Origin of the sequence: Agrobacterium pusense, from assembly GCF_900102105.1 — a bacterium.
Lineage (GTDB): Bacteria > Pseudomonadota > Alphaproteobacteria > Rhizobiales > Rhizobiaceae > Agrobacterium > Agrobacterium pusense.
On the sequence record NZ_FNBB01000002.1, the window covers coordinates 76,673 to 102,458 of the forward strand.

The window sequence follows — 25,786 nt, forward strand, 5'->3', positions numbered from 1 at the left end:
GATGCTTCCGCCCCGGATTTAGAACTTCTGGGTCAGGGAGATTTTGAAGGTGCGGCCTGCTTCCGTGTAGAAATCGACCGGCTGATTGACCGTGCTGACCGAATTCGGGTTCACGTCGCGGACGCCGACGGCATTCCAGTATTTCCTGTCGAACAGGTTGTAGATGCCGGCCTGGATGCGCAGGCCTTTGGTCTGCTCGGGTTCCCACCAACCGGTCAGGTTGAAGACGCCGTAACCGGGGGCGTCGAAAGTGTTGGCCACCCTGTCGTCACGCATGCCGGCGGAGAAAACGCCCGTCAGTTCCGTGCCCCAGACATCCTGCGCATAACCCACGCCGAGGACGGACTTGAACGGTGCCACCGTGCGGATGAACTCGTTGGTGTCGGTGTCCTTGCCATAGGCGTAGGCGAGCGAAGCGTGGGCGAAGAAGCCGTTTGCCAGATCCTTGCGGACCTTGGCCTCCACACCGGAGATTTCGACGTTGTTGCGGTTGCGATAGGTAAAGAGCGATCCGTTGCCCCTGCCGCCGAAGCCGGGGAAGAGCGTTGTCGAGGTCGTATATTGTTCGATGAAGTTCTTGTACTTGTTGTGGAACAGCGTCAGGCTTCCCGTCAGGTCGCCGGAGGCGTAGTTCGCACCGATCTCGAAACCGTTGCTGGTCTCGGGATTGAGGGCGGAGTTGCCGACAACAGCGTAACCGGAGCTGACGTTGGAGAAGTTCAGATACAGTTCGTTGATCGTCGGGGCACGATAGGCCATCGACCATTGTGCGAAAAGCTGTAGTTCGGGCGTGACATCATAGGTGGCAAGAAGCTTCGGCGAGAAGCGCGAGCCGCTATTGCCGCTCGGCAGGCCGAATGTTCGGTAGCCGCTGTTGCTGGAAACGGAGCCATCGGGATCGTAATCGTAGGAATCGAAGCGCAGGCCGGGGGTCAGTCGGAAGCCGTTGCCGAAGGCGATTTCGTCATCGAGATAAAGGCCGAGGCTCTTGCCGCTCACGTCAGGCATGTCCGATTGCGACGATGAGGTCGAACCGGCCGTATTGGCGAAAAGCTCCTGGCTGAAATCGGTGGTCATGGCGTTGCCGCCGAAACGGACGGTGTGCTGCACGCCGCCAAGCTCGAACCCGGATTCCAGGCCGCCGACGATACCGAAGGCGCTGTTGCGCATGCTGTCTTCGCGAATATAGAGGGAATTATTGGTCAGCCGGTCGCCGGCGCCGGATTCCTTGGAGAGGCGCGTCCAGTAGAGCGACAGATTGGCGGCATCGATCACGCTGTCAGTCGAGGGCGCCTCGTATTCATAATCAAGCGAGACGCGGTCGCGCTCAGTGTCCTCGTAACCGCGGTAATCGCCGATGCGATAGGTCGAGCCCGATACGCTGACACCCTGAAGGGTTTTCATGTCGCTGCGGTCTCTCAGCGAATACCGTTCGGCAGTAAGTCCTATGCGGTGGCCACCTTCCAGATCCTGGCGGATCTTGAACATCAGGTTGCTTTCATAGGTGTCGGCGGGGTTGGGCTTGGTGCGGCGCGTGCCGTAGATGTCGGCCGTACCCTTGTTGTCCGTTTCATTGCCGCGTTTGTAGGAGCCCTGGAACAGGACCGAGGTGTTCTCGATCTTCCTGGCGACGGCGAGCGATCCGCCCACGCTTCTGTCCTCGCTGTCATAGGTGGTCTTGGCGACACCGCCCCAGTCCCTGCCTTCACCGATCAGGTCCTCCGGTTCGAGCGTGCGCAGTACCAGAGCGCCGCCAAGGGCACCGGAGCCGATACGGCTGGAATCGGCGCCGCGCACCACATCGACCGTCGAGAGCGAGGAAAAATCGAAGCTTGAGCTTGTGTCGCTGAGGGTGGTGGTTGCCTGACCCTGACGGGCGAAATTGTTGAAGTAAGGAACGGGAATATTGTCGATCAAAGTGACGACGCGTGCGCCGCCGAGGCCGCGAATGAACAGGCCGCCGGGCCGGCCGGGCTTGGCGTCGACGTAATCGACACCCGGTTCCGTGCTGTTGCCGAGGTCCTTGATGCTGCCGATGTCCTTCTTGCGGATGTCTTCCGCAGTCGTCTGGCTCGCCAGCGGCGTATCGGCGACGGCATTGGCGCTTTTGACGCGCTTGCCCTTGACGACGATTTTTTCGAGCGTGGTGGTGCCATTGGTACCGGAAGCGGCATCCTGTGCCTGTGCCTGTGCGTGGCCGGTCAGGGGCAGAAGAGACATGGCGGTGCAGAGAAGCAGCGCGGAATGCGTGCGTGAGATGGACATTGATTACCCCCGAATATGCGCGCACAGGAGCCACGGCGCGCAAAAACGCGCCGCGCTCAGGCGCGGCTGGATATGTTGTGATTGGTTACGGGCGAGCCGATAAGCGAGGACTAAAAAACATGACGATAACTGTCAACATATTATATATGACTTTTTGCATCATGTTTTAAAGCGGGGCGCTATGTTGCAAAAATATTACGTTTGCGGGCCGCGGCCAAAAAAGATGGGTCAGGGCGAAAACGCCACGATGCGGTCAAAGTGCCGACATTGATGCTTGCTACGATCTTCGCCGCCAGTTTACATGGCGGAAGAAAGCATACCCGAAAATAACAGTTTAATAATCGGATACGGAAATGAAGTCTCTTGAACTGCTCGTCGAGCGGATCATTCTCTCCAGCCGCTGGCTGCTGGTCGTTTTTTATCTCGGCCTCGTCGCGGCACTGGCTGTCTACGCCTTTTCTTTCGCGCTCAAGTTTCTGAAAGTTGCGAAGAACGTTTTTACCTACGACGAAGCCGACATGATCCTTGCCATGCTGGGCCTGATCGATGCGGCACTCGTCGCCAGCCTGATCGTCATGGTGATGATTTCCGGTTACGAGAACTTTGTCAGCCGTTTCGACGATGCCGATGCGGAGGTTTCGTTTCTGGGCAAGCTTGATGCCGGAAGCCTGAAAATCAAGGTCGCGTCGTCAATCGTGGCCATTTCGTCCATTCACCTGCTGCAAATCTTTCTCAATGCCAATCAGTACTCGGACAGCAAGCTGATGTGGTTCACGATCATCCATCTGGCTTTTGTCGCCTCGGCGGTCATGCTTGGTTTCCTGGAGAAACTGATGGCCAAGCCGAAGGACAAGGCCGAAAAGCTGGTGCTTTAGCAGGGTAATCCAGACGATATGAAGGTCGCAACCCCGTCATGGCCACGCATTTTTTCGCTCCTGGCGTCAAGACCCGGCGCGGAGAAGGGGCGTGAATGGTGAAGACGGAGCGTCAGGCGAGGCTATGCGATGATCTGTCGGCTGCTGCCGACAAGTCCCAATGGCTGGAGGCGCTGCAGGAAGTGATGCGCGCCTTCGGTTACGCCTATGTGACCCTGCTGCTCCTGCCCGGCGGCCAAAATGCCTATGTTTGCCGACGGTCATTGAAAGCAGCCTGCCAATCTGGGTCGTGAATGCGATGACCAGCGACGGTGCGCTCGGGGATTGTCCCGTCATCAGGCGCGGCGCATCATCGATGATGCCGCAATATTGGTCGTTGCAGGACCCGGACATTGCGTGTGAAACGCTTCAGGATGCCGTATCCTCCGTGCGCAGCATGGGCATCACTTCGGGTCTCATGGTCCCGGTACACGGCATGAACGGCAATCGGTATCTGATGAATTTCGCAGGCGATCGCGATACCCTGCAACAGGCCGCGCTGAACGAGCTGGGCATGATCGCGCTACACGCGCTGGAAGTCTATGACCGGCTTTGCCGCACTGGCTCCAGAGGGCCTTCACCGCTGACGAAGCGGGAACTCGACGTGGTGCGGTGGACGGCGCAGGGGAAGACCTCTGTGGAGATTGCCGAGCTTCTCTCCATCTCGGAACATACCGTCAACGCCTATATGAACAACGCCATCCGCAAACTCGACTGCGTGAACCGCACCCAGCTGGTGGCCAAGACCATACGCCTTGGCCTGATCGTCTGATCGGTCCCGCCCTTAGGGGAAACCTGCGCCTTATCGGTCGAGAACCGAGCGAAGCTCGACGAGATTGGAGCGAACCCGCAAAACGTAAAATCCCATGGTTGCCAGGTGCGACGGCATGATCCAGCCGCTCTCCTCACCATTGGAGATGATCGCCGGCTGGATACGCAAGGCTGCGCGGGTCTGCAGGAGCGTGTCGTTCCACAGGTTGGTAAGGTTGCGTTCGCGGATGACCTGCGCGAAGTCGGATCCGGCTGCGGAAAGTACGCCGTAATAACCGTTAAGCTGACCATAGGCGAACCAGAAACGGTCGTCGGCGCGGGTATCGAACCAACCGCCATTATAGTTTTCCGAACGCTCACGCAGGATGGCCGATGTCGAGCCGATATCGCCGGCAATGCGGTCGATGAACTGGATCAGGTTGTCGGCGCGGGTGTCGAAGACGGCCTTGCAGGCGACGAGCTCGCCATTGAAGGCCTGGAAGCTGCGGATCGCGGCGCGGTAATAGCTGGGAGTCGGCGTCTTCGGGCCGAAAGGATCGAGACCGAAATACCAGGAATATTCGCTGAACTGCATATTGCCACGCGCTTCCTGGAGGTTGTTGTTGATGCCGGATGTCCCGCGCACGCGCCCGAGCGTATCCACCAGCTCCACTGAGGTGCGGCGCACGGCCTGGTTCACGCCGCGCTGGAATGAGGCCTTGTTGTCGAGAAACGGTGTGCTATCCCAGTCCATGCCGAAGAGACCGAGGCGATAGAGCAGCATGGAGGAAATCCATGCATTCTGGTTGACGTTGAAATCGGTGAGATCGGCGGCAGCGTCAACGATGGCCGAGCGCTGGCACACCGGTGCGGATGTGTTGGCGGCTGCACCGGTTGCGCCAGCGGGCGACGTCGGGGAGGCGGCCGGCAGTTCCTGTCCGGGCGGCACGGTCCGTTCAGCAAGCTTGTAACGGGAAATGTAATCGGGATCGAAATTGCTCCAGACCTGCGTTTGCCAGACGAAATATCCGTAGAAGCCGGCAAGCAGGATGAGAACCAGAGCGATCGGGCCCCTGATGAGCCAGTTGCGGCCGCTGTACCAGCCATGGGCGGCCATGAAGGGCCATAAAAGCCAGGCGACGAGAAGACCGGCGGCCCTGCCGATGGCACTGAAGGCTGCCTGAATCGTGGCGGTGATCCGGTCTATCATGTCGTCATAGTCTCCTCTGCCCGTGGGGCTGGATGCCGGAATAAAACCGCCATCCGGTGGGGCGCCCTTCGGCGCCTGGTCGGACTCCGGTCATTTACTGTCCTGCAGATATGTCCCGGTCAACCGGGATACAACATGATTGCGAAACTTTTCTCAACCTGCGGTCCGCGCCGGCCATCATCGCTCTCCATACGGACTGCGACGTAACGGCTGCCGCGGAGCCGGAGGGCAAGCAGTCAGAGGCCGAGCCTGGCGATCTCCTCATTCAGCCGGTCGCGTGCCTTTTTCGGCAGTTTGCCGCTCTTGACGGCATCGAGGTTGGCCGGCACGGCGTCGCCCACGACAACAAGCGCGACCATGCCCATGCCGAGATGCGGCGTGCATTTGACGACGTAGGCGCCTTCCTTCTCGACCGTCAGCTTCACCGCCTCGTTCATCTTGCCCTTGAACTCGGAAACCCCCTCGGGGATCATATCCTTCACGGCTGCCGCGTCATGGCCCTTGTCCACCGGAATGAAGGTGATGACGTCGCCTACGGCAGCCTTGACGGTTGCGGGCTCGAAGACCATCGCCTGACCATTGCTGCCCTTGTTGAGCATCTTCACTTCGATTTCGGCAGACAGGGCGGGGAAGGCAAAAATTCCAGCAATGACGAGGCTGGCAAATCCGGCAATTTTGTTCTGCATAATTTTGCTCCTGAGAGAAAGCACATCCAAGCGGATGTCCCCGCCGTTCTAGCGCAGGAGCCGGGCGGTCATCTTTGCGAAAAATCAAATGCGGCAACCGGACGCAGCCGCTCAGCCGCCGTTGAACGTCTCCACCCAGTGGCGGCGGCAGAAGGAAACATATTTTTCGTTGCCGCCTACCTCAATCTGCGCGCCTTCCGTGACGACATTTCCCGCATTGTCGAAGCGGGCCACCATCGTCGCCTTGCGGCCGCAATGGCAGATGGTGCGGATTTCGCGCAGCTCGTCGGCAATCGCAAGCAGTTCTTTTGAGGCAGGGAAGAGCTTGCCCTGGAAATCCGTGCGCAGACCATAGGTCATGACCGGGATGTTCAGCCGGTCGACAATCTCGGCAAGCTGCCAGACATGGTGTTCTGAGAGGAAATTGGCCTCGTCGACGAAAACGCAGGCGACGGGCGCCTGTACATGCAGGGCCGATACTTCAGCGAACAAATCGGTATTTTCATCGAAGGTCAGGGCGTCGGAGGACAGGCCGATGCGCGAGGCGACGCGGCCGACGCCGGCGCGGTCGTCAAACGCGGCCGTGAAGATCAGCGTGCGCATGCCGCGCTCCTGATAATTATAGGACGCCTGCAGCAGCATGGTCGATTTGCCGGCATTCATCGTCGAATAATTGAAATAGAGTTTTGCCATTATCCACTCCCGGAGCGCCTTCGCGCCTTTCGGACGCCTCGCAACCTCACGAAACGGCGCGCCGGATTTCACCAGGCAATCACAAAGCCCGATCCGATGCGCATCAGGCGTCTTTTGACGAGGAAGATGTGGATTGAAAAGTGCGCAGGCGCGAAAAACACAGATTTCTGCGGTCCGCTCTTTCCCATTTGCAGGTTCGAATCCCGACGCTTTTGCCGTTTTTGTCGCAAACGGGCGGGCCAAAGCACGCAAATGCACGCGAGTTGATTGTGGCCGGAAGATATTGATAATGGCAAGGGAACGAAAAAAAGGGAGCAAACAATGTTTGCAAATAGACGTCGCTGTCTGGTTCTGGCCGCAGCAATCTCCTCCATGACGTTCAGCGCGGCCGGTGCCGCCGAACCGGCAAGTTGCGGCACGGTGCGGTTTTCCGATGTGGGCTGGACCGACATCACTGCCACAACGGCTACCGCCACGGTGCTACTGAAAAGCCTAGGCTATGAAACCGACGTCAAGCTTCTTTCGGTTCCCGTTACCTATACATCCCTGAAAAACAAAGACATCGATGTCTTCCTCGGCAACTGGATGCCGACCATGGAAGGGGATATCGCGCCTTACCGCGAAGACAAATCGGTCGAAACGCTGCGGGAAAACCTGACCGGCGCCAAGTATACGCTGGCGACCAACGCCAAGGGTGCCGAACTCGGCATCAAGGATTTCAAGGACATCGCCACGCACAGCGACGCGCTTGGCGGCAAGATTTACGGCATCGAGCCCGGTAATGACGGCAACCGCCTGATCCTCGACATGGTGGCCAAGGATACATTCGGATTGAAGGCGTTCGAAGTCGTCGAATCCTCCGAGCAGGGGATGCTGTCGCAGGTCGCCCGCGCGGAAAAATCCGGCGAGCCGATCGTTTTCCTCGGCTGGGAACCGCATCCGATGAATGCGAATTTCAAGCTCACCTACCTGACGGGCGGCGATGAGGTCTTCGGTCCCAACTTCGGTGGTGCGACGATCTACACCAATGTTCGCAAGGGTTATGTCGAGGAATGCCCCAATGTCGGCGCCTTCCTCAAGAACCTGCAATTTTCCCTGCCCATGGAAAACGAGATCATGGGCAAAATCCTGAATGACGGGCTTGAGGGCGAAGCCGCCGCCACCGCATGGCTGAAGGCCAATCCGGCTGCGGTCGAACCCTGGCTCGCCAACGTCAAGACCAAGGATGGCAGCGCCGACGCCCTGCCCGCCGTCAAGAAGGCGCTTGGCCTTTAAAACGCAAGACTATGCATGACTGTATCCGGCCTGTGCGACAGGCTGGATGCAGCGGGAAATATCGATGCCCATGCATGACCTTGCCCGCGCATTTTCAACGCATTGCAGGTCATGCGCCAGCACCGCGTCCGGCCGCCGTCTGCCGGTCGTTGTTTCTGCATTTGTTTAAGAAAGGTCTTTTCTTACCGTGGAATGGCTCAGCGCTCCTGAAAACCGCCTGCCCGTCGGCCGATATGCCAAGGAGGCCATCGACTGGCTGACCGGCAATCTCGCTTTTTTCTTCGATTGGCTTTCCTTCATTTTCCAAAGCGTCATCAACGCCCTGCTTTATGTGCTCCAGGCGCCGCATCCGCTGGTCATCGTGGCGATTGTCACGGCGCTTTCGGCCTGGACGCGACGCTCGATCGGCATGCCCGTCTTCACCGCACTCGGCCTGCTGCTCATCATCAATCTCGGCTATTGGAAAGCGACGACGGAGACGCTGGCGCTGGTGATCGCCGCCAGCGCCGTGTGCATGATCATCGGCATACCGCTTGGCATATTGGCGGCGAGGCGCAAATGGATCTATGCCGGCATGCGCCCGGTGCTGGACCTGATGCAGACCATCCCCACCTTCGTTTATCTCATTCCGGCGCTGGTGCTGTTCGGCCTTGGCATGGTTCCGGGGCTGATCGCCACCGTCATCTTCGCCATTCCGGCTCCGGTGCGGCTCACGCGCCTCGGCATTGTCTCCACGCCGCCGGCGCTGGTCGAGGCGGCCGTCGCCTTCGGAGCAACGCCGTCGCAGGTGCTGCGCAAGGTGGAGCTGCCCTTTGCCGCGCCGCAGATCATGGCCGGTCTTACCCAGACGATCATGCTGTCTTTGTCGATGGTGGTCATTTCCGCGCTTGTCGGCGCCAATGGTTTGGGCGTGCCTGTCGTGCGCGCCTTGAACACCGTCAATATCGCCATGGGCTTCGAGGCGGGATTGTGTATCGTCATACTGGCAATCGTTCTTGACCGGCTTTTCCGCCTTCCCGGTACGGAGGATGATCTATGAGTGACGCCATCATCTTCGGAAATGTCGATATCGTCTTTGGCGACCGGCCCGATGCCGCGCTGCCGATGATCGACAGAGGCAGTACGCGCGACGAGATCAATGCCGAGACCGGGCTGGTGCTCGGTGTCGCCAATGCATCGCTGTCGGTGAGCGAAGGCGAGATACTCGTGCTTATGGGGCTTTCCGGCTCGGGCAAGTCGACGCTGCTCAGGGCCGTCAACGGGCTTGCGCCCGTGGTACGCGGCAATGTGGGGGTGAAGACCAAGACCGGATTTGTCGATCCCTATCGCTCAACGGCCAAATCGCTCCGCGACCTGCGCATGCATACGGTTTCCATGGTGTTCCAGCAATTCGGTCTTCTGCCATGGCGTAACGTGGCCGACAATGTCGGTTTCGGGCTCGAGCTTTCCGGCGTACCGGAAGCGGAGCGCAAACGCATGGTGGCCGAGCAGCTCGAACTGGTCAATCTTTCCGCCTGGGCCGACCGCAAGGTGGGAGAGCTTTCCGGCGGCATGCAGCAGCGTGTGGGACTGGCGAGAGCGTTTGCCACCGGCGCGCCGATCCTGCTGATGGACGAACCATTCTCGGCGCTCGACCCCCTTATCAGAAGCCGCCTGCAGGATGAGCTTCTCGAATTCCAGAGCCGGCTGAAGAAAACGATTCTCTTTGTCAGCCACGATCTGGATGAGGCTTTCCGCATCGGGAATCGTATCGCCATGATGGAAGGCGGACGCATCATCCAGTGCGGGACGCCGCAGCAGATCGTCAAGCAACCGGCCACGCAATATGTCGCGGATTTCGTGCAGAATATGAACCCGATCTCCATGCTGACCGCTGCGGATGTGATGAAGCGGGGCGTAGATGAACGCAACGGCCAGATGACCGTTGCGGCCACCGCCCGCCCGTCATCCCCCCTGATCGACATTCTCGATGCGCTGGCCAAACATTCCGGCGCAATCGGTGTCGTCGACAATGGCGCGATCGTCGGCACGATTTCCGCTGACGAAGTCGTGACAGGGCTGACCCGTCATCGCAAAAAATAACTGGCTTTTGCCAGGAAACAAAAGGGACCTCCCTCACCGGGGGTCCCTTTTGTTTTTCCGCAGATATTCCGGGCAAGTTACCTTCCCCCTGTTGGAAAGAGTATCTTTGACATCATAAGTTATGCATGAAAATTATTACTAATAAAAACCATATTGCAAATTTCGAGAAAATTGCGCAAAGTAAAACTAGATTCTGTAGCGCGTTGCTAAATTTAAGGTGGTATAAGCTTAAAGCCTCAAAATCGGTCGCGGGTTATGGTGATTTGGGAGTTGAAATTTTTATCATTTGTTGCTTATGAATACTTATTCTAATACATGTTTTTATTGTAAATGTGATAAAAATAAGGCAGAACGCCGATATTTTAGGTGAAGTGTCTTAGATGGATAATTAGTGAAGAATAGTCTTTGAAAGGGACACGATATAAGCAAGATTTAGGTATATACAACGTATCCACCGAATTATAAAAACACCTTTTGGAACACCTATAATAGCCACCATGACCGTCTTTCCGACTGTCATCAGGAGACTTGAGCGTATGGATAACCAATCTCTGTCGGAACATAGCATCGCCGCTGCAGACTTGCTCTCAGCGATGGCGAATCCCAAGCGCCTGATGATCTTATGCACGTTGGTGGATACGGAAGTGCCGGTCGGTGTTCTCGCCTCTCAGGTTGGTCTCAGCCAGTCCGCTCTTTCGCAGCATCTTTCGAAATTGCGGGCCCAGCGGCTGGTAAAGACACGACGGGATGCGCAGACCATCTATTATTCCAGCAACTCCGAATCCGTTAAGAAAATCCTGGCCTCCCTTGAGGAAATTTATTGCCAGGCGCAGAAGAGCAGCAAGACAGCCGCCTGATCCGGGGCCGTCAGGCCTCCGGCAGCATTGAATTGAAACCGGCGCTTGACGCCGGTTTTTCGTTTGTGAGTCACCTGACCGGGCGGGTGGTCCCGCAAGGAGCGCGCTGGTCTTTGCGCCGGGTGCGATCAGCGGGCGGGCACAGCCTGCATCTGCTGCTTGAGCAGGGTTGCTGCAGCCGCATATCCGCCGTCAGCGCCGTCCACGAAATGCATGTGATCCCGTGAAAGCGGGGAGGGTACGATACAGGTCATCAATGCGGCGTCCTGCTCATGCAGGCCGAAATAACAGCTTCCAGACAGGCGGCCTTGCTCCAGCCGGTCGCGAATTTTTTCGAGCCTTGCGCCGTCGATATCCACGGTCATCTTCAAACCGTCGTCGAATTTCCTGAAATCGGTATTGCTGGCGACGGAGCGCCGATAGCGCTCCGCATTGAACCGTCCGAGCGAAAGACCCGTCAAGCCGAGCAAATTGATAAGCAGGGTCTCGCCGAGAATACGGGACGAACGGCGCAACTGGCCCCAGACGTCGCGATGGGCCGCTCCTGCGCGTGCCTCGAGATTCAGTCCCTCCCGCACGAAACCGAGCTTCGGGCCCTCCTCAGGCACGGGGTGGCCATGCCTTCCGTCCTGCTCGGCCAGATCGACAAGATCGGTAACAAGCTTGCGGAATGCCGGCATGTCCCGCGACGGCCCCGGCACCGCTATGATGGATACAACCTTGCCACGGGTCGCCGGAATGGGATTCCAGCGGCATGAGAGGCCGGTCAGATCCGGGCGTTCGCCTGCGGCTGCGGTGGGCAGGATATAAAGGCCTTCCTTCATCCGTGCTTCGGCCCAGCTATTGCCGCCACCTGAAAACATCGCATAGGAAACATCGTCGCTTGCCTGAAAGCGCGCGACGCGCACATCGAAACCATTCTCACGAATATCCTCAACCGGAACCAGAGCTACCCGCATCGTAAGGTCGAGATCGTCCTTCACCCAACGCTGAACGGAAGAAAGAGCGGCGCTGGCAAGCGGCAGCCCGCCCGGGGGCACAGTGACGGCGGCGCCATCGCCGCCGAAAACGAAGGGCAGGTCGTGACGTCCGAGACTGTTCGACACACCGGAAATGACAGCCGCGCCGGCCATGTTCACCGCCTTGTATCGGCCGGTCTGGATCGCCGTCGTTGAATCGACGATATCGGCGATGGCAAGCCCCCATCCCGGTGGCAGGGCACGATAAAGCGCCGGATCAACCACGTCCTCAAAGCGCTGGAAAACGGGCAGGCCCGTCAGAAATTCGTCATCTGCTGTGATCATGCCGCGATTATCCTCCAGCGGCGGCCAAACGCCAAGCATTTCCATAGGGCGATACCGTGCTTCGGAGTGATAGGATCATGGCCCGCTTCGCGTTTGATTTACCTCTAATAGACCTAATCCAGCAAAGGTGACTTGCATAGATCATCAATCCTTCCGTATGAGTTGAGTGGAAGGCTCGGAATTCAAAAATGGAACGAGTTTTCGCCGGGAGGCGTCCGATAGTTTCATTCGGTCGGCGCCCATGGCGCTCACCGGGTCCCGCGACCCCCTTTAAGGAGACACCAGGATGAAACTGAAGACATTGACCAGCGTGACGCTTGCAGCGTCCTTCGCATTCGCACCCCTTGCCCATGCCGAAATCGTCATCGGCCTGATTGCGCCGCTCACCGGTCCTGTCGCCGCTTATGGCGACCAGGTCAAGAACGGCGCCCAGACGGCAGTCAATGAAATCAACAAAAAGGGCGGCATCCTCGGCGAACAGGTCGTGCTGAAGCTGGCCGACGATGGCGGCGAGCCGAAGCAGGGCGTTTCAGCCGCGAATCAGCTGGTTGCCGAAGGCATTCACTTCGTCGTCGGTCCGGTGACGTCCGGCGTCGCCATTCCCGCTTCGGACGTCTTTGCCGAAAACGGCGTGCTGATGGTGACGCCGACGGCGACTGCGCCGGGCCTTACCAACCGCGGCCTTTCCAACGTCTTCCGCACCTGCGGTCGCGATGACCAGCAGGCCGAGGTTGCGGCGAAATACGTTCTCGCCAACCTCAAGGACAAGAAGGTCGCCATCATTCACGACAAGGGCGCTTACGGCAAAGGCCTGGCAGATGCCTTCAAGGCGACGCTGAATGCCGGCGGCGTGACCGAAGTTCTCTACGATGCCCTGACGCCGGGTGAAAAGGACCTCGGCGCGCTGACGGCACGTCTGAAGTCCGACAATGCCGAGATCATCTATTTCGGCGGTTACCATCCGGAAGCCGGTCTTCTGGTGCGCCAGTTGAAGGATATCGGCTCCAAGGCTGCCGTTATCGGCGGTGACGGCCTGTCGAACAGCGAGTTCTGGAACATCGGTTCGCAGGCTGGCGAAGGCACGATCTTCACCAATGCTTCCGACGCGCTGAAGAACGCTGATTCCAAGGCTGCTGCGGAAGCGCTGAAGGCCGCCAACATTCCGGCGGAAGCCTTCACGCTTAATGCTTACGCTGCTGTCGAAGTCCTGAAGGCCGGCATCGAAAAGGCTGGCGCCAAGGATTCCGAAGCGGTTGCCAAGGTCCTGAAGAGCGGTGAAGCCTTCCCGACCGCAATTGGTAAGGTCACCTATGGCGAAAGCGGTGACCTGACCTCGCAGACCTTCTCGCTGTTCAAGTGGCAGGACGGCAAGATCGTCGCAGCCGAATAAGCTGATCTTACCGGCCGCACCTGTTGCGGCCGGTTTCATTTTATGGCCTGAAGAAGGTGAAGGCAGCATGGCCGATGCCGGGACGCGCATAGACGGAGATATCGCTTTCGAGCGGATATTCCCCATCCTCAGGATGTTCGACGAGGCCAAGGCACGGGAGTTCTATATCGATTTTCTCGGTTTCGAGGTCGACTGGGAACACCGCTTCGGCGAAAATTTCCCGCTCTACATGCAGGTTTCCCGCGCGGGGATGGGTCTTCATCTCAGCGGCCATCATGGCGATGCGACACCGGGCTCGAACATCTTTGTCACGATGCACGGCGTTCATGCCTTTCAGCGCGAACTGGCAGCGAAGGATTATCGCTTCATGAAGCCGGGTGTCGAAGAGTTGCCATGGGGCGACGTGATGGAGGTGACCGACCCCTTCGGCAACCGCATCCGTTTCTGCGAACAGAAAAGCCGGCCATGAGGCCTTGAAGGCCGCTACGGCTCTTGACCTTTGCCATGGTTTGAACGATAGAACGCGCAAATTGCGAACCGCGCGCACGGGTACCCCCGTGCGCGCGGTTCGTGCGTTTTGGGACTTGATGATGCAATTCGTTCGCATCCGCACGGGGACAGAAAATGAACGTTGAAGGCAATGCGCTGGTCAGGAAGCTCGCATTCTGGGGCATTCCGCTTTCTTTCGGTGTACTCGGCCTCAAGCTTGTGGCCTGGTGGGTTACCGGCTCGGTCGCGCTGCTGTCCGACGGTCTGGAATCGACCGTCAACGTGGTCGCGGCTTTCATCGCCTATTTCGTCATTCGTTATGCGCAGAAGCCCGCCGATGACGACCACCAGTTCGGCCACCACAAGGCGGAGTATATTTCCGCTGTTGTCGAAGGGGTGCTGATCGTTGTCGCCGCCCTGCTGATCGTGCAGGAGGCCTGGGGCGCTCTCTTCAATCCGAGACTGCCGGAAGCGCCGGTACTTGGTCTTGCCATCAATGCCGCGGCCGGGATCATTAACGCTGTCTGGGCGACAATATTGATCCGCGTCGGCAAACAGCATTCTTCGCCGGCGCTTGCGGCCGACGGCCACCACATCATGTCTGATGTCGTGACATCGGCAGGCGTACTTGTCGGCCTCGTCCTGGCATTGCTGACGGGCTATGCCATTCTCGATCCCGCGCTTGCCATTCTCGTGGCCGTCAACATTCTGTTTCAGGGCTCGAAGGTCATCCTGCATTCGCTGGGTGGCCTGATGGATCGGGCAGTGGAGCCCGAGGAGGATGAGGCGATCAAGAAGGCGATCGCAGCCAATTCCGGTGGCATTATCGGTGTCCATGATCTCAGAACCCGCCGCGCCGGTTCGGCCGCCTTCATCGATTTTCACGTCGTCGTACCGGCGATCATGACGGTGCGTGAGGCGCATGATATTTGCGACCGCCTTGAAGATGCCATAAGGGACGTCATACCGGGCGCCAGCCTTGCCATTCACGTCGAGCCGGAAGGCGAAAAGGCGCATGGCGTCAAAGTGATCGTTTAAAAAACAGGAGTTTTCCATGTCCGTGACGGATGTTTCCGGCCTGTCGCAGCTGGGCACGAAGGTCGATACGCCAGAGAGCCCTGAAAAGGCCGTTCTTGAAAAAGTGCCGAACGGCAATGCCGGCACCGATTATGTCGTGCGCTTTACCGCGCCCGAGTTCACCTCGCTTTGCCCGATGACCGGCCAGCCGGATTTCGCCCATATCGTCATCGATTATATTCCCGGCGATTTTCTGGTGGAATCGAAGTCGCTGAAGCTGTTCCTGCAGTCCTTCCGCAACCATGGCGCATTCCATGAGGATTGCTCGGTCTATATCGCCAAGCGTCTGGTGGAGCTGCTGCAGCCGAAGTGGCTGCGTATCGGCGCCTACTGGTATCCGCGCGGCGGCATTCCGATCGACGTGTTCTGGCAGACCGGACCGGCGCCCGAGGGCGTATGGCTGCCGGATCAGGGCGTTGCCACTTATCGCGGCCGCGGCTGATCCGGCTCTTTAGGTGATAAAAAGCTCAAACGAACGAGCTGTCGTCGCCTGAATCGAAATCGGCATCATCGGCGCTGTCGTCGTAATCGGCCTGCTGGATATCGTCGTCATTGTTATCCTGCGGGTTCGCCATGTCACCATAATAGTTGTTGATGACCGTTTCTTCGACTGGCGCATTGCCAGTGCCGCTATTGCCGCCGAAGGGCGAGCCGAGACCGAGCGACGACATGTGGCTTCCGAAGATGCCGCTCAGCGAATTCGCAAGCAGCATGCCGCCTGCAACTCCGGCTGCGGTGCCAAGCGCGCCCTGCAGGAAACCGCCGCCAGATCGGCCGGCTGCTGCCGGCTGCTGACCCCACGGTCCACCGGGCTGCTGCTGGGCTGCCTGCGATCCCCACGGACCGGCCGTCTGGCCAGCGGTATCGTTGCGCCACGAGGCCGGCGCGGCAGCAGCAGGTGCTGGCGTCGGAGCTGGCGGCTGCGGCTGGCCGGTGCCGAAGATGGAACTGAGAAAGCCGCCCTGCGCTGCGGCCTGAGGGGCCGGGTTGGCGCTTTCCAATGCGTGGATGCGCTCTTCGAGCTGCTTGATATGGGCTGCTGCCGCCTCCAGTCCCTTCTCCTGCACGATCACCGCCTGAGCGAGATAATAGGGAGCTGCGGGCTGATCGCGCACGGCGTCTGCGATCAACGTTTCCGCCTCGCGGTCACGCGGGGTGGCGGATGCGGCCTTGGTTCTTTCGAACAGGCCCTTGAGAAGCTGGCTTTCTTCCGGTGACATGTGCTGCCTCCTTACCGTGAAGCGAAATTCTACGATAAGGAGGTAGGCCACAATTTTGGCTTTTCAAAGCGGTCCGAATTTTAAATTTCGGTAATGATCCTCAGCCGCCGAAAGCGAGCGAGAGGCCCGCAATCGCCGTGAGCGCGCCAACCGTGCGGCTGACGACCGAGCCGAAGCGGGCGATGCCGAGACCGAGGGCGATGCCGGCAAGGTGCAGGATGGCGGTGGCGATCATGAAGCCGATGCCGAATTGCAGCGCGCCCGCGCTGCCGAGTTCGCCGCCATGCGCATGGCCGTGGAAAAGCGCGAAAGCGCCGACAACGGCCGCGGCTGCTGCGGTGGGAAGCTTTGCCGCCATGGCGACCAGAAGGCCAAGGCCGATGACGGAGGCGAGAATGGCGGGTTCGACGAAGGGCAGGTCGATGCCGTAAACCGCCATCAGGAAGCCCACAGCCATGGTGCCGACGAAGGCGGCCGGCACGATCCACAGCGCCCTTCGGTCACTTTGCGCGACAGCAATCTGGGAGGCCCAGATGCCGACCGCCACCATCGCCAGAATATGATCCGCACCGAAGAAGGGGTGAGAGACACCGGCCATGAAGGAGCCGTGTTCTTCCGGGTTCAAATGCGCGAAAGCGGGCAGGGTGGTAAGGCCGAGCGCGGCGGCTGCAAGGCTTAGTCTTTTCAGCATGGTTCCCTCTTAAGATTATCGCCGCCCACCTGCTGTCTTGGGGTTCCGCAGCGTGCGGCACTGCAATGACACGCTGACGATATCGCGAAGACGAACGAGCTGTCCATGCGTCATCTGCCGGGGGTGCTGTTTATTGTTCGGGCGCGAACCTTGTCTTTTTTGCTCATTGCCTTACGTAACAAGTCGCACTATGTCCGAAGGGCATGCACGAATTTTGCTGGAGAGAGCCGTTTATGAACGAAGACGAAGACGACAAGAGCAAGGAACTGCCGATCGGCAAGGAAACGGAAGCGAATCTTTTCAAGTCGCGTTCGATCTTCATCTATGGTGGCATCACGCAGGAACTGGCGCAGAAGGTCTGCACGCAGCTCGTGGCCCTTGCCGCCGCCAGCGACGACGACATCCGCGTTTACGTCAATTCTCCGGGCGGTCATGTCGAATCGGGTGATTCCATCCACGACATGATCAAGTTCATCAAGCCGAAGGTTTACATCATCGGCACGGGCTGGGTCGCCTCCGCCGGCGCGCTGATCTATGTTTCGGTGCCGAAAGAACGTCGCCTTTGCCTGCCGAACACCCGCTTCCTGCTGCACCAACCCTCCGGCGGTACGCGCGGCATGGCGTCCGACATCGAAATCCAGGCGCGCGAAATCATCAAGATGAACCAGCGCCTGATCAAGATTTTCTCCAAGGCCACCGGCCAGAGCGAAGAAAAGATCGCCAAGGATATCGATCGCGATTACTGGCTCGGCGCGGAAGAGGCCAAGGACTATGGCCTCGTCGGCAAGATCGTCGAAAGCCAGTCGGAACTCTGAGTTCCGGATTTTCAGTCGATAAAGCCCGTATCGGTGAAAACCGATGCGGGCTTTTTCCTTTCGGGCCGTTGTTATTTCATCATATCGCAGGCCTTCATCATGTCGGCTTTCTTCATCTTGTCCATTTCCATACCGGCCTTGTGCATGCAGGCCTTCTTGCCGGTCACGGACATGCCATCTTTTTTCATCGTCTCCATTTTCATCGCGTCGGGCTTCGTGGGGTCGGTCTTCATGCCGTCGGCATGGGCGATGCCCGTGAGGGAAACAGTAGAGAGCAGGGAGGCGGCGGCAACGGCGGTGAAAATGCGGGTCATGAAGGGTCTCCTCTGGACGTTATCGAATGTCCGCCGGCATCATGTCGGGGATCACGATTGTCCATTCGGGAGAAATGGGCGGTCGTTACAGCTTCACACGTTTGTGACAACATCTTCGGGCGAGATTTTTCAAACCACCGTGTAACAATATGCTGCCGACCGCGAATAACCCGATAGTGACAATGACAGGCAGCCTTTCAGAAGACACTTTAAAGACGCTGATGCTGCGTTCCCTCGACGGGGACGAAGGCGCCTACAGGCATTTGCTTCATGCCCTGCGCCGGCTGCTGACTGCTTACTACGGTCGGCGCATGGGCGCCGCTTCAAGGGCAGAAGTGGAAGATCTTGTGCAGGAAACGCTATTGTCGCTGCATGCGAAGCGGGCGACCTATGATCGCTCAAGACCGTTCACGGCCTGGTTTTTTTCGATAGCGCGCTACAAGCTCATCGATCACTATCGCGGCAGGGGCGCGCGCATGCGGGGGGAGGTGGAGCTGGATGAGACCCTGGAGGCGGATTGGTCTGTCGACGCCGTCACCGCGCGGATGGATGTCGAACGGTTGCTCGAGGATTTGCCGGAGCGGCAACGCGAGCTCATTCGCAGCGTGAAGCTTGAAGGGCAGTCCATTGCCGAAGCGGCAAAAAAAACCGGCCAGACCGAGCTTGCGGCACGAGTCGGCATTCACAGGACATTAAAAACCCTGGCGGCGAAGTTGCGAGGCGACACGTGAAGAAGACGGAAGATATTATCGAGCGACTGGCAGCAGATCTCAGGCCCGTTCCGGCTTTTGCGCTCGAGCGTCGGCTGGCCTTTGCAGCCCTGCCGGCGCTTGGCGTTTCACTTCTGCTGATGTTCATCATTTTGGGACCGCGCGGCGATATGCGGGATGCGGTGAGCGAGCCAGCTTTCTGGGTGAAGTCTTTCTACAATGCCCTGCTGGCGATGGTCGCTTTTTTCGCGGTCAGGCGTCTTGCCCGGCCGGAGGGAGAAAGAAGCTGCCTGTTTGTCGGGATCGCGGTGATCGTTTCGGCAATGGCGGTGATGGCCTTCGTGCAGCTGGGATTTGCCCTGCCTGAAGCCTACCGCAGGCTCATCCTGGGTTCTTCAGCTCTGCATTGCCCGCTCTTGATCGTCGCCTTTTCTGTTCCGGTGTTTTTTGCGAATTTTGCCGCTCTCAAACGATCTGCTCCTGCCGATCCCGCCCTGGCAGGTTTTGCTGCGGGACTTGCGGCCGGAGCGGCCGGAGCCTGGGTCTATTCCTGGTTCTGCAGCGAAAACGGCCTGGCCTTCGTGCTGATCTGGTATTCGCTGGGTATTCTCCTCACCGGTCTGATCGGGGCCTTCGCCGGTTCACGTCTTCTCCGCTGGTGAAGGCAGGTTTCCTGTTGTGTCGTGTCCGCTCATGCCGGCGCTGTGGGCTGTCAGGGGCCGGCACTATCCTTATCGTGTGTTACTGACCGAGGTTTGCCGGCACTGCGAAGGCTGCAAACTGGGTGAACTGCTTGCCCGGGTTGAAATTATCGTCCGAGGCGATGAAAAAGAGCTGTTTGCCATCCACGACCGGTCCAAAAGCAAGGCTTTCGATATTGTCTATGTCGAGGCCGAAGTCGCCTTCCCTGATTTCGAACCATGCCGATTTGGAAACGGCGGCCACGGATGCCGGATCGATCCTGTCCTTGCCGAGAATATTCTCGGCGCGGGAGAGGTCGACGACGAAGAAGCGGATATGGTTGCCGACCCCGGAGGCGAAATTGCGCTCGACGGCGACGAGGCGGCCGCCCGGCAGGGCCGCAAGAGCGGAGAGGCCATTGTCATTGTATTTCGGCTCGGCGGCTGTCGGTGTGTTGGAGATCGCCTCCGTCACATAGATATGTTCAGCGACCGGCTTCAGGGTCGCGGTATCGATGACGAGAATACGGGCCGGGCTGCCCGCCTGCGGCGTCGCCTTCGGACCATCCTGAGTGAGCGCATTTTCGGTAGCGGCGATAAGTCTGCCAGGTGTCAACGTCAGGCCTTCGAAGCCAAGATTGTTTTGCACGCCCCTGGTCTTCGCGTCATCGATGAGATAGGCGTCGGGCAGCGCCAGCCGTTTGACATCGCTTCCATCGAGGTTTGACACATAAATCGCCGGCTGGTTTTTCAGGTCGCGTTCCGAAGACCAATAGAGCTTGCCGCCCTTGCGGTCGAGTGTGATGCCTTCCGCGTCGATGCCTTTGGGAGCGAAGGCCGCGCCGGTCTCATCCTTCAATTCATGCATGGCGGCGATATTGAGGGTGGCGACGCCTTCCGACACCGCCAGTTCCAGCTCGTAATAACGGGCCGGGCCCTTTTCCACGCGGTCGTCGGAAATTGCGAGATAACGCCCGGTTTCGCTGTCGAAAGCGAGATCGGAGATCCCGCCGAAGGTGACGCCATCGATGGCGAGGCCGGAGGGAACGACGATCTGGCCCAGAAAGGCCGGCTGCGGCAGGGTCTGGGCAGCCGCCGGAAGGGCTGCAAAACCCAGGGCTGCAGTGGTGACGATACGAAACATGAAGCTCCCTCCTGTGGCGGATGATCCGTTGCGATGCAGGGAGGATTAGCGTGCTGCCGCTAAACTTTGATGACGTTTTCCATGCCGGCGTACCCGAAGTCCGGCGGTTCATCTTGCCAAGCCCCGTCTTTTTTGATCCTGAATATAGCCATGCTTCATCCAGAGCGTGCTGCTATCTTCAGATTCGCGCTTCACGCTTCAAATTTGTTCGTGTCCGTCGCCAGTGCAGATCGCTGCGGTTTCTTGCGACGGGCAGCAGGCCGCAGAGTGCTTCATGCTGAGAGATTTTTCCGTCCAGAGCCTGTTCATGGGCTGCCTCACCGCCTTTGTCGGTTTCGCCAGTTCCTTTGCCGTCGTGCTGCAGGGCCTCAAAGCCGTGGGCGCGACCGATTTCGAGGCCGCGTCGGGACTGATGGCACTTTCGGTGGCGATGGGGCTTTGCGCCATCGTTCTTTCCGTCGCCACCCGGCTGCCGGTCAGCATTGCATGGTCGACGCCGGGCGCCGCACTTCTGGCCACGACGGGCGTGATCGAGGGCGGTTTTCCTGCGGCTGTCGGCGGCTTCATTGTCTGCGCCGTCCTGATCATCGTTGCCGGCCTGTTCAAGCCGCTCGGTCGGGCGGTTGCCTCCATTCCGGCGCCACTCGCCAATGCCATGCTGTCGGGTGTCATCATCGGCTTGTGTTTCGCCCCGATCAAGGCGATCGGCTTCAACCCGGCGCTTGGCCTGCCGATCATTCTGGCGTGGATTGTCGTGGGGGCTTTCAGGCGGCTGTTTGCAGTACCTGCGGCCCTTGCCGCCTTCGTGCTGGTGATGATTTTCGGCGTCGATATTCCGGCGGGTGCGCTCGATAGCGTCGCGCAATCGCTGACGCCGCCGATGGAATGGGTAACACCCGTCTTCAGCCTGCATGCCGTCGTCTCCATCGCGCTGCCGCTCTTCATTGTCACCATGGCCTCGCAGAATATTCCCGGCATTGCGGTGCTGAAGGTCAATCACTACGATCCGCAGCCCGGCCCGCTTTTCGCCGCGACCGGCTTCTTCTCGCTGCTTTCCGCGCCCTTTGGCGGCCATGCGGTCAATCTTGCGGCAATAACGGCGGCGATGTGCGCGGGCGAGGATGCCCATCCTGATCCAAAGCGGCGCTATTGGGCGGCGATCATCGGCGGTGTCGGCTATATTATTTTCGGTCTGCTAGCCGGCGTGGTCACGGCCTTCGTAGCGCTTGCGCCGCCCATCCTCATTCAGGCGGTGGCGGGGCTGGCGCTGGTCGGCGCCTTTTCCGGCTCCGCGGTCGCCGCGTTCAAGGACCCCGAAACCCGCGAGGCTGCGGCCATCACTTTCCTCATCACGGCCTCCGGCCTCTCCTTCGGCGGCGTTTCCGGTGCTTTCTGGGGCTTGATCGGCGGCGGGTTGATGATGGCGTTGCAACGGTTGGTAAGGCGTGGTTAGATAGTGGAAATGGTATAGTTTTTATATTATATTCTCATGGAATTCGAATTTGATCCGGCCAAGAGCGCTGGCAATAAAGACAAGCACGGGATTGATTTTGTCGATGCTCAGGCGTTGTGGCACGACAAATTCGGTTTGACCGTTACCGCGCTGGGCGTCGGTGAAGAGCGGTTTGCGCTCATCGCTCTTCTCGGCGGCAAATTATGGCTCGCAGTGCATACGCCGCGGGATGGGCGTATTCGAATCATTTCCGTTCGGCGCGCCCGTGAATTAGAGAGGCATCATTATGAAGACAATAAGCGCAGAAGAATTCGACAGAATGGCTGATGATGGCGAGGACATCGGTGAGTATCTCGACTGGACAACGGCGCGGCATCTGAATATCGAGCCCAAACGTGTCAACATCGATTTTCCGACGTGGGTCGTCAACGACCTGGACAATGAGGCTCGGAGACTTGGGGTGACCCGGCAGTCGCTTGTCAAATTGTGGATCGCGGAAAGGCTTGAGATCGGCCGACACGCAAAATAGGCCTGCACCGCACAAGATCACTTGTCAGACCGCCAGCCGCTGTTTATACACATCGCCATGAGTAACAGCATCGCAACCATTTCCGGCATGAGCGCGCAGATTTCTGCGAAGGCCTCGTCGTGCGGTGCACTCTCGCTTCTTAGCCTCGACCTTACACGCGGTTGCCGGGTCCAGTGAGGAGCGCCCGGCGGCCGAAAGCCCGCTGGTGCAAACGCTCCTCATCTCGAAATCTCATTTATACTGGATTTAGGCCCTCAAGGGCCGCGCATCCGCCGATGGCTTGAATAAGCCCGCGGATGGCGCAAGGAGGAAGCGACATGGACGCCAAGACCACCACTGTTTCCAAGGGCATGACCGACGCGAGCGTGAAGTATCGCCCTTATCCCACGATCAACATCCCCGACCGCACCTGGCCTTCCAACACGATCACCAAGGCGCCGATCTGGTGTTCGGTGGACCTGCGCGACGGTAATCAGTCGCTGGTCAACCCAATGGGTCACGACCGCAAGGCCCGCATGTTCAAGCTGCTGCTCGAAATGGGTTTCAAGGAAATCGAGATCGGTTTCCCTTCCGCGTCGCAGACGGATTTCGATTTCGCCCGCTGGTGCGTGGAAGAGGGCAATGTGCCCGATGACGTCTCGTTGCAGGTTTTGGTGCAATGCCGCCCGGAACTGATCACCCGCACCTTCGAAGCGCTGGAAGGCGCCAACAAGCCGATCATCCATTTCTACAATTCGACATCGGAACTGCAGCGCCGCGTGGTGTTCGGCAAGGATGTGCACGGTATCAAGCAGATCGCGGTCGATGCGGCCAAGATGATCACCGACATGGCGGCCAAGGCCGGCGGCGGTTACCGTTTCGAATATTCGCCTGAGAGCTTTACCGGAACCGAGCTGGAAGTGGCGCTGGAAATCTGCAACGCCGTGGTCGAGGTTGTGAAGCCGACGGCCGACAACAAGCTGATCCTCAACCTGCCATCGACGGTGGAAATGGCGACGCCGAACATCTATGCCGACCAGATCGAATGGATGTGCCGCAATATCGACAACCGCGAAAACGTCATCATCTCGCTTCACCCGCACAATGACCGCGGCACGGGCATTGCGGCGACCGAGTTGGGCCTGATGGCGGGTGCGGACCGCGTTGAAGGCACCCTGTTCGGCAATGGTGAGCGCACCGGCAATGTCGATGTCGTGACGCTGGCGCTGAACATGTATACGCAGGGTGTGGACCCTGAGCTGGACTGCCGCGATATCGAGCGCATCAAGGCGGTCTATGAATATTCCAACGAGATGACGATCCCCGAGCGCCACCCTTACGTGGGCGAACTGGTCTACACGGCGTTTTCCGGCTCGCATCAGGACGCCATCAACAAGGGCATGAAGGCGATCAAGGTCGCCAATCATCCCGTCTGGGAAGTGCCCTATCTGCCGATCGATCCAAAGGATGTGGGACGCTCCTACGAGGCGATCATCCGCATCAACTCGCAATCCGGCAAGGGTGGCATCGCCTATATCCTCCAGCAGGATTACGGCATCAACCTGCCGCGCAATTTGCAGGTGGAGTTCCGCGAGGATATCCAGCGCATCACCGATGAAGAGGGTGTCGAGCTGCCGGCCAAGCGCATCTATGAGCGCTTTATCGAGCGCTACGTGACGCAGCCGAATGCGCGCCTCAAATTCGTCGATCACCACACCTATCCGGCCGGCGATTTCAAGGGCGTGCGCATCGTTGCCGCGGAGATCACCGACAATGGTGAGGTGAAGCGCATTGAAGGCAAGGGGACCGGTCCGATCGACGGGTTCATCAATGCGCTGTCGGTTTATCTCGGCATTGATCTCTCGGTGAACGATTATTCCGAGCACTCGCTGCAGCACGGCTCGAATGCCTCGGCCATCGCTTATGTCGAGATGGAACATCCGGGCGGCAAGCTGTTCGGAGCAGGGGTGAATACGAATATCGTGGCGGCTTCGCTGGAAGCGATCGTTTCTGCGGCCAACCGAGTGCTGGAAGAGCGTGTGAAGTAAGGCTTGCACTGAGGGTGGGGCAAAGCACCCCCCTCTGCCCTGCCGGGCATCTCCCCCTCAAGGGGGGAGATCAGCAGGAAGCACTAACATAGCCTCGTTTGCCAAGGTCGAGATGACCGAAAGATCGCCACGAGTCGATCTCCCCCCTTGAGGGGGAGATGTCCGGCAGGACAGAGGGGGGTAAGCTGCACGCGCTAAGGTTTACTCCTCCGGGCTCTGCTCCGCAGGCCGCGAGAACCCCAGCGGCCGGCCGTTTTCATAAAATACCCTGATATCCTCAAGCGCGACACCCGTTGCCGTCTCATTGAGGCTGTGCCGCTCGCAGGTCACGTTCCAGGTGCCGGGACCACCGGAGATGTTGAAGAGATTATAGGCCGCGCGCGGTTTTTCTCCACCGGGCCCCTGGCTGGCAGAGGCGATGCCGACCACGGGAATGTGGTCTTCACCATGGTGCGTGTTCAGCCAATAGACTGTGTTCAAATGTGTATGGCCATGCAGCACGAGCTCCGCACCGCCGACGCCAAGCGCCGCGGCGAAACGGCGTATGCCGATCATGCGCTTGTGCGTTGGAGCGGCGCCACGGATCGGCGGGTGATGGATCATCACGACGCGGAACAGCCCCTGTTCCCCGGCTTTTTTCAACAGTTCCGCCGTGGCGCGCGCCTGCCGGTTGCCGAAATAGCCGGTGGCCGAGAAAGGTGGCGTCGCAATCGATGTGGAGCAGCCGATCAGCGCGATGGGGCCGCGCACGCGCATATAGGGGAATATCTTGCGGTCGTCGTCCCACTCGGCAGGGTCGCCATCGCCACGAACATAGGGGTACCAGGCCTGCATGGCCTTGTCATGCGCGCCGGACACATAGGCGTCGTGATTGCCGGGAACGACGGAGGTCTTTTCGGGGTCACCCACCTCTTCCAGCCAGTCGGCGGCGGCGCGAATTTCAATGCCGGTCGCAAGATTGACGAGATCGCCGGTGATAGCCAGATGATCCGGTGATTTTGTCTCCAGATCGTCCAGCAGCTTTTCCAGCGTATCGGTGAAGAGATGCTTGCGGCGGTTGCGATGCCAGTTGACGAAACCGGTGATACGCTTGGATGCAAGTTCGCGAAAAGTGAGTTTTGGAAGTGGCCCCAAATGGACGTCTGAAATATGCGCAAGTTTGAACATGGCGGCAGAGATAACCTATGATATGCCGCACGTCCAACAAAAGC

26 protein-coding genes and 1 pseudogene are annotated in these 25,786 nt (G+C 59.0%); 17 read left to right on the top strand and 10 right to left on the bottom strand.

Going from position 1 to position 25,786, the window contains the following annotated elements; all coding sequences use genetic code 11:
* Positions 1-18: 18 nt before the first annotated feature.
* The gene (locus BLU28_RS04975) at positions 19-2,265 is read right to left on the bottom strand and encodes a TonB-dependent hemoglobin/transferrin/lactoferrin family receptor (protein WP_077987371.1); all 2,247 of its coding nucleotides are present in this window, start codon (positions 2,263-2,265) and stop codon (positions 19-21) included.
* A 353-nt stretch (positions 2,266-2,618) separates the two neighbouring features.
* Here BLU28_RS04975 and BLU28_RS04980 point away from each other — a divergent pair, with 353 nt between their 5' ends.
* Positions 2,619-3,140: a TIGR00645 family protein gene (locus BLU28_RS04980; RefSeq protein WP_077987372.1), complete on the top strand. Its 522-nt coding sequence runs from the start codon at positions 2,619-2,621 to the stop codon at positions 3,138-3,140.
* A gap of 95 nt (positions 3,141-3,235) precedes the next feature.
* Positions 3,236-3,951 (top strand): annotated as a pseudogene (locus BLU28_RS04985) (helix-turn-helix transcriptional regulator).
* A 30-nt stretch (positions 3,952-3,981) separates the two neighbouring features.
* Here BLU28_RS04985 and BLU28_RS04990 read toward each other — a convergent pair.
* The 3 genes from BLU28_RS04990 to BLU28_RS05000 form a co-directional block, all read right to left on the bottom strand.
* Positions 3,982-5,139, bottom strand: coding sequence for a DUF2333 family protein (locus BLU28_RS04990; RefSeq protein WP_077987373.1), 1,158 nt, complete (start codon positions 5,137-5,139; stop codon positions 3,982-3,984).
* A 236-nt stretch (positions 5,140-5,375) separates the two neighbouring features.
* On the bottom strand, positions 5,376-5,825 hold the full coding sequence (locus tag BLU28_RS04995; protein WP_077987374.1) for a pseudoazurin: 450 nt from the start codon (positions 5,823-5,825) through the stop codon (positions 5,376-5,378).
* Positions 5,826-5,936: 111 nt separating this feature from the next.
* Complete coding sequence (locus tag BLU28_RS05000; RefSeq protein WP_077987375.1) at positions 5,937-6,518, bottom strand: thymidine kinase; 582 nt, start codon at positions 6,516-6,518, stop codon at positions 5,937-5,939.
* A gap of 372 nt (positions 6,519-6,890) precedes the next feature.
* Between BLU28_RS05000 and BLU28_RS05005 the strand changes: the two genes are divergently transcribed.
* The 4 genes from BLU28_RS05005 (at position 6,891) to BLU28_RS05020 (ending at position 10,732) form a co-directional block, all read left to right on the top strand.
* Positions 6,891-7,793 (top strand): choline ABC transporter substrate-binding protein, encoded by a 903-nt coding sequence (locus BLU28_RS05005; protein WP_373887382.1) that lies wholly within the window; start codon positions 6,891-6,893, stop codon positions 7,791-7,793.
* Between the two features lie 187 nt (positions 7,794-7,980).
* On the top strand, positions 7,981-8,832 hold the full coding sequence (gene choW / locus BLU28_RS05010) for a choline ABC transporter permease subunit (RefSeq protein ID WP_004443035.1): 852 nt from the start codon (positions 7,981-7,983) through the stop codon (positions 8,830-8,832).
* Positions 8,829-9,875: a choline ABC transporter ATP-binding protein gene (gene choV, locus BLU28_RS05015; RefSeq protein WP_077987376.1), complete on the top strand. Its 1,047-nt coding sequence runs from the start codon at positions 8,829-8,831 to the stop codon at positions 9,873-9,875. Before choW ends, choV begins: the two co-directional genes overlap by 4 nt.
* 536 nt (positions 9,876-10,411) lie before the next feature.
* On the top strand, positions 10,412-10,732 hold the full coding sequence (locus BLU28_RS05020; protein WP_003524068.1) for an ArsR/SmtB family transcription factor: 321 nt from the start codon (positions 10,412-10,414) through the stop codon (positions 10,730-10,732).
* Between the two features lie 128 nt (positions 10,733-10,860).
* Here BLU28_RS05020 and BLU28_RS05025 read toward each other — a convergent pair whose 3' ends face one another.
* A complete protein-coding gene (locus BLU28_RS05025) occupies positions 10,861-12,036 on the bottom strand; it encodes a DUF3095 domain-containing protein (protein WP_037089968.1) in 1,176 nt (391 codons plus the stop codon).
* Between the two features lie 286 nt (positions 12,037-12,322).
* Between BLU28_RS05025 and BLU28_RS05030 the strand changes: the two genes are divergently transcribed.
* The 4 genes from BLU28_RS05030 (at position 12,323) to queF (ending at position 15,434) form a co-directional block, all read left to right on the top strand.
* Positions 12,323-13,426, top strand: coding sequence for a branched-chain amino acid ABC transporter substrate-binding protein (locus BLU28_RS05030; RefSeq protein WP_004443027.1), 1,104 nt, complete (start codon positions 12,323-12,325; stop codon positions 13,424-13,426).
* 67 nt (positions 13,427-13,493) lie between these two features.
* A complete protein-coding gene (locus BLU28_RS05035; RefSeq protein WP_077987377.1) occupies positions 13,494-13,895 on the top strand; it encodes a glyoxalase superfamily protein in 402 nt (133 codons plus the stop codon).
* 155 nt (positions 13,896-14,050) lie between these two features.
* On the top strand, positions 14,051-14,953 hold the full coding sequence (locus BLU28_RS05040; protein WP_004443025.1) for a cation diffusion facilitator family transporter: 903 nt from the start codon (positions 14,051-14,053) through the stop codon (positions 14,951-14,953).
* 16 nt (positions 14,954-14,969) lie between these two features.
* Positions 14,970-15,434 (top strand): preQ(1) synthase, encoded by a 465-nt coding sequence (gene queF, locus BLU28_RS05045; protein ID WP_004430149.1) that lies wholly within the window; start codon positions 14,970-14,972, stop codon positions 15,432-15,434.
* A 25-nt stretch (positions 15,435-15,459) separates the two neighbouring features.
* Here the strand turns inward: queF and BLU28_RS05050 are convergent, their stop codons facing one another.
* Positions 15,460-16,212 carry a DUF2076 domain-containing protein gene (locus tag BLU28_RS05050; protein WP_077987378.1) on the bottom strand — a complete coding sequence of 251 codons (753 nt, stop codon included), beginning with the start codon at positions 16,210-16,212 and terminating at the stop codon, positions 15,460-15,462.
* Positions 16,213-16,312: 100 nt separating this feature from the next.
* A complete protein-coding gene (locus BLU28_RS05055) occupies positions 16,313-16,903 on the bottom strand; it encodes a HupE/UreJ family protein (RefSeq protein ID WP_077987379.1) in 591 nt (196 codons plus the stop codon).
* Between the two features lie 233 nt (positions 16,904-17,136).
* Between BLU28_RS05055 and BLU28_RS05060 the strand changes: the two genes are divergently transcribed.
* Positions 17,137-17,718, top strand: coding sequence for an ATP-dependent Clp protease proteolytic subunit (locus BLU28_RS05060; RefSeq protein ID WP_003523060.1), 582 nt, complete (start codon positions 17,137-17,139; stop codon positions 17,716-17,718).
* A gap of 71 nt (positions 17,719-17,789) precedes the next feature.
* Here the strand turns inward: BLU28_RS05060 and BLU28_RS05065 are convergent, their stop codons facing one another.
* Complete coding sequence (locus tag BLU28_RS05065) at positions 17,790-18,032, bottom strand: pentapeptide MXKDX repeat protein (protein ID WP_077987380.1); 243 nt, start codon at positions 18,030-18,032, stop codon at positions 17,790-17,792.
* 182 nt (positions 18,033-18,214) lie between these two features.
* Between BLU28_RS05065 and BLU28_RS05070 the strand changes: the two genes are divergently transcribed.
* Entirely contained in the window at positions 18,215-18,763 is a 549-nt protein-coding gene (locus tag BLU28_RS05070; RefSeq protein ID WP_006699438.1) for a sigma-70 family RNA polymerase sigma factor, read from the top strand.
* Positions 18,760-19,404 carry an NrsF family protein gene (locus tag BLU28_RS05075; RefSeq protein WP_034498755.1) on the top strand — a complete coding sequence of 215 codons (645 nt, stop codon included), beginning with the start codon at positions 18,760-18,762 and terminating at the stop codon, positions 19,402-19,404. Before BLU28_RS05070 ends, BLU28_RS05075 begins: the two co-directional genes overlap by 4 nt.
* A gap of 79 nt (positions 19,405-19,483) precedes the next feature.
* On the opposite strand, the gene BLU28_RS05080 is transcribed toward BLU28_RS05075, so the two are convergent.
* The gene (locus tag BLU28_RS05080) at positions 19,484-20,566 is read right to left on the bottom strand and encodes an esterase-like activity of phytase family protein (protein WP_077987381.1); all 1,083 of its coding nucleotides are present in this window, start codon (positions 20,564-20,566) and stop codon (positions 19,484-19,486) included.
* A 274-nt stretch (positions 20,567-20,840) separates the two neighbouring features.
* Here BLU28_RS05080 and BLU28_RS05085 point away from each other — a divergent pair, with 274 nt between their 5' ends.
* The 4 genes from BLU28_RS05085 to leuA all read left to right on the top strand — a co-directional run bounded on the left by BLU28_RS05085 (position 20,841) and on the right by leuA (position 24,575).
* On the top strand, positions 20,841-22,019 hold the full coding sequence (locus tag BLU28_RS05085) for a benzoate/H(+) symporter BenE family transporter (RefSeq protein ID WP_004443018.1): 1,179 nt from the start codon (positions 20,841-20,843) through the stop codon (positions 22,017-22,019).
* A gap of 36 nt (positions 22,020-22,055) precedes the next feature.
* On the top strand, positions 22,056-22,346 hold the full coding sequence (locus tag BLU28_RS05090; protein WP_077987382.1) for a BrnT family toxin: 291 nt from the start codon (positions 22,056-22,058) through the stop codon (positions 22,344-22,346).
* Positions 22,306-22,548, top strand: coding sequence for a type II toxin-antitoxin system BrnA family antitoxin (brnA, locus tag BLU28_RS05095; RefSeq protein WP_004443014.1), 243 nt, complete (start codon positions 22,306-22,308; stop codon positions 22,546-22,548). Before BLU28_RS05090 ends, brnA begins: the two co-directional genes overlap by 41 nt.
* A 317-nt stretch (positions 22,549-22,865) precedes the next feature.
* A complete protein-coding gene (leuA, locus tag BLU28_RS05100; protein WP_077987383.1) occupies positions 22,866-24,575 on the top strand; it encodes a 2-isopropylmalate synthase in 1,710 nt (569 codons plus the stop codon).
* A gap of 201 nt (positions 24,576-24,776) precedes the next feature.
* Here leuA and BLU28_RS05105 read toward each other — a convergent pair whose 3' ends face one another.
* Positions 24,777-25,742, bottom strand: coding sequence for a metallophosphoesterase family protein (locus tag BLU28_RS05105; protein ID WP_004443010.1), 966 nt, complete (start codon positions 25,740-25,742; stop codon positions 24,777-24,779).
* Between the last annotated feature and the right edge of the window lie 44 nt (positions 25,743-25,786).

Excerpts from the sequence above, each read along its gene's own strand:
- BLU28_RS04975 (WP_077987371.1), bottom strand. The coding sequence starts at position 2,265 with ATGTCCATCTCACGCACGCATTCCGCGCTGCTTCTCTGCACCGCCATG.
- BLU28_RS04980 (WP_077987372.1), top strand. The coding sequence starts at position 2,619 with ATGAAGTCTCTTGAACTGCTCGTCGAGCGGATCATTCTCTCCAGCCGC.
- BLU28_RS04990 (WP_077987373.1), bottom strand. The coding sequence starts at position 5,139 with ATGATAGACCGGATCACCGCCACGATTCAGGCAGCCTTCAGTGCCATC.
- BLU28_RS04995 (WP_077987374.1), bottom strand. The coding sequence starts at position 5,825 with ATGCAGAACAAAATTGCCGGATTTGCCAGCCTCGTCATTGCTGGAATT.
- BLU28_RS05000 (WP_077987375.1), bottom strand. The coding sequence starts at position 6,518 with ATGGCAAAACTCTATTTCAATTATTCGACGATGAATGCCGGCAAATCG.
- BLU28_RS05005 (WP_373887382.1), top strand. The coding sequence starts at position 6,891 with ATGACGTTCAGCGCGGCCGGTGCCGCCGAACCGGCAAGTTGCGGCACG.
- choV (WP_077987376.1), top strand. The coding sequence starts at position 8,829 with ATGAGTGACGCCATCATCTTCGGAAATGTCGATATCGTCTTTGGCGAC.
- BLU28_RS05020 (WP_003524068.1), top strand. The coding sequence starts at position 10,412 with ATGGATAACCAATCTCTGTCGGAACATAGCATCGCCGCTGCAGACTTG.
- BLU28_RS05025 (WP_037089968.1), bottom strand. The coding sequence starts at position 12,036 with ATGATCACAGCAGATGACGAATTTCTGACGGGCCTGCCCGTTTTCCAG.
- BLU28_RS05030 (WP_004443027.1), top strand. The coding sequence starts at position 12,323 with ATGAAACTGAAGACATTGACCAGCGTGACGCTTGCAGCGTCCTTCGCA.
- BLU28_RS05035 (WP_077987377.1), top strand. The coding sequence starts at position 13,494 with ATGGCCGATGCCGGGACGCGCATAGACGGAGATATCGCTTTCGAGCGG.
- BLU28_RS05040 (WP_004443025.1), top strand. The coding sequence starts at position 14,051 with ATGAACGTTGAAGGCAATGCGCTGGTCAGGAAGCTCGCATTCTGGGGC.
- queF (WP_004430149.1), top strand. The coding sequence starts at position 14,970 with ATGTCCGTGACGGATGTTTCCGGCCTGTCGCAGCTGGGCACGAAGGTC.
- BLU28_RS05050 (WP_077987378.1), bottom strand. The coding sequence starts at position 16,212 with ATGTCACCGGAAGAAAGCCAGCTTCTCAAGGGCCTGTTCGAAAGAACC.
- BLU28_RS05055 (WP_077987379.1), bottom strand. The coding sequence starts at position 16,903 with ATGCTGAAAAGACTAAGCCTTGCAGCCGCCGCGCTCGGCCTTACCACC.
- BLU28_RS05060 (WP_003523060.1), top strand. The coding sequence starts at position 17,137 with ATGAACGAAGACGAAGACGACAAGAGCAAGGAACTGCCGATCGGCAAG.
- BLU28_RS05065 (WP_077987380.1), bottom strand. The coding sequence starts at position 18,032 with ATGACCCGCATTTTCACCGCCGTTGCCGCCGCCTCCCTGCTCTCTACT.
- BLU28_RS05070 (WP_006699438.1), top strand. The coding sequence starts at position 18,215 with ATGACAGGCAGCCTTTCAGAAGACACTTTAAAGACGCTGATGCTGCGT.
- BLU28_RS05080 (WP_077987381.1), bottom strand. The coding sequence starts at position 20,566 with ATGTTTCGTATCGTCACCACTGCAGCCCTGGGTTTTGCAGCCCTTCCG.
- BLU28_RS05085 (WP_004443018.1), top strand. The coding sequence starts at position 20,841 with ATGCTGAGAGATTTTTCCGTCCAGAGCCTGTTCATGGGCTGCCTCACC.
- BLU28_RS05090 (WP_077987382.1), top strand. The coding sequence starts at position 22,056 with ATGGAATTCGAATTTGATCCGGCCAAGAGCGCTGGCAATAAAGACAAG.
- brnA (WP_004443014.1), top strand. The coding sequence starts at position 22,306 with ATGAAGACAATAAGCGCAGAAGAATTCGACAGAATGGCTGATGATGGC.
- leuA (WP_077987383.1), top strand. The coding sequence starts at position 22,866 with ATGGACGCCAAGACCACCACTGTTTCCAAGGGCATGACCGACGCGAGC.
- BLU28_RS05105 (WP_004443010.1), bottom strand. The coding sequence starts at position 25,742 with ATGTTCAAACTTGCGCATATTTCAGACGTCCATTTGGGGCCACTTCCA.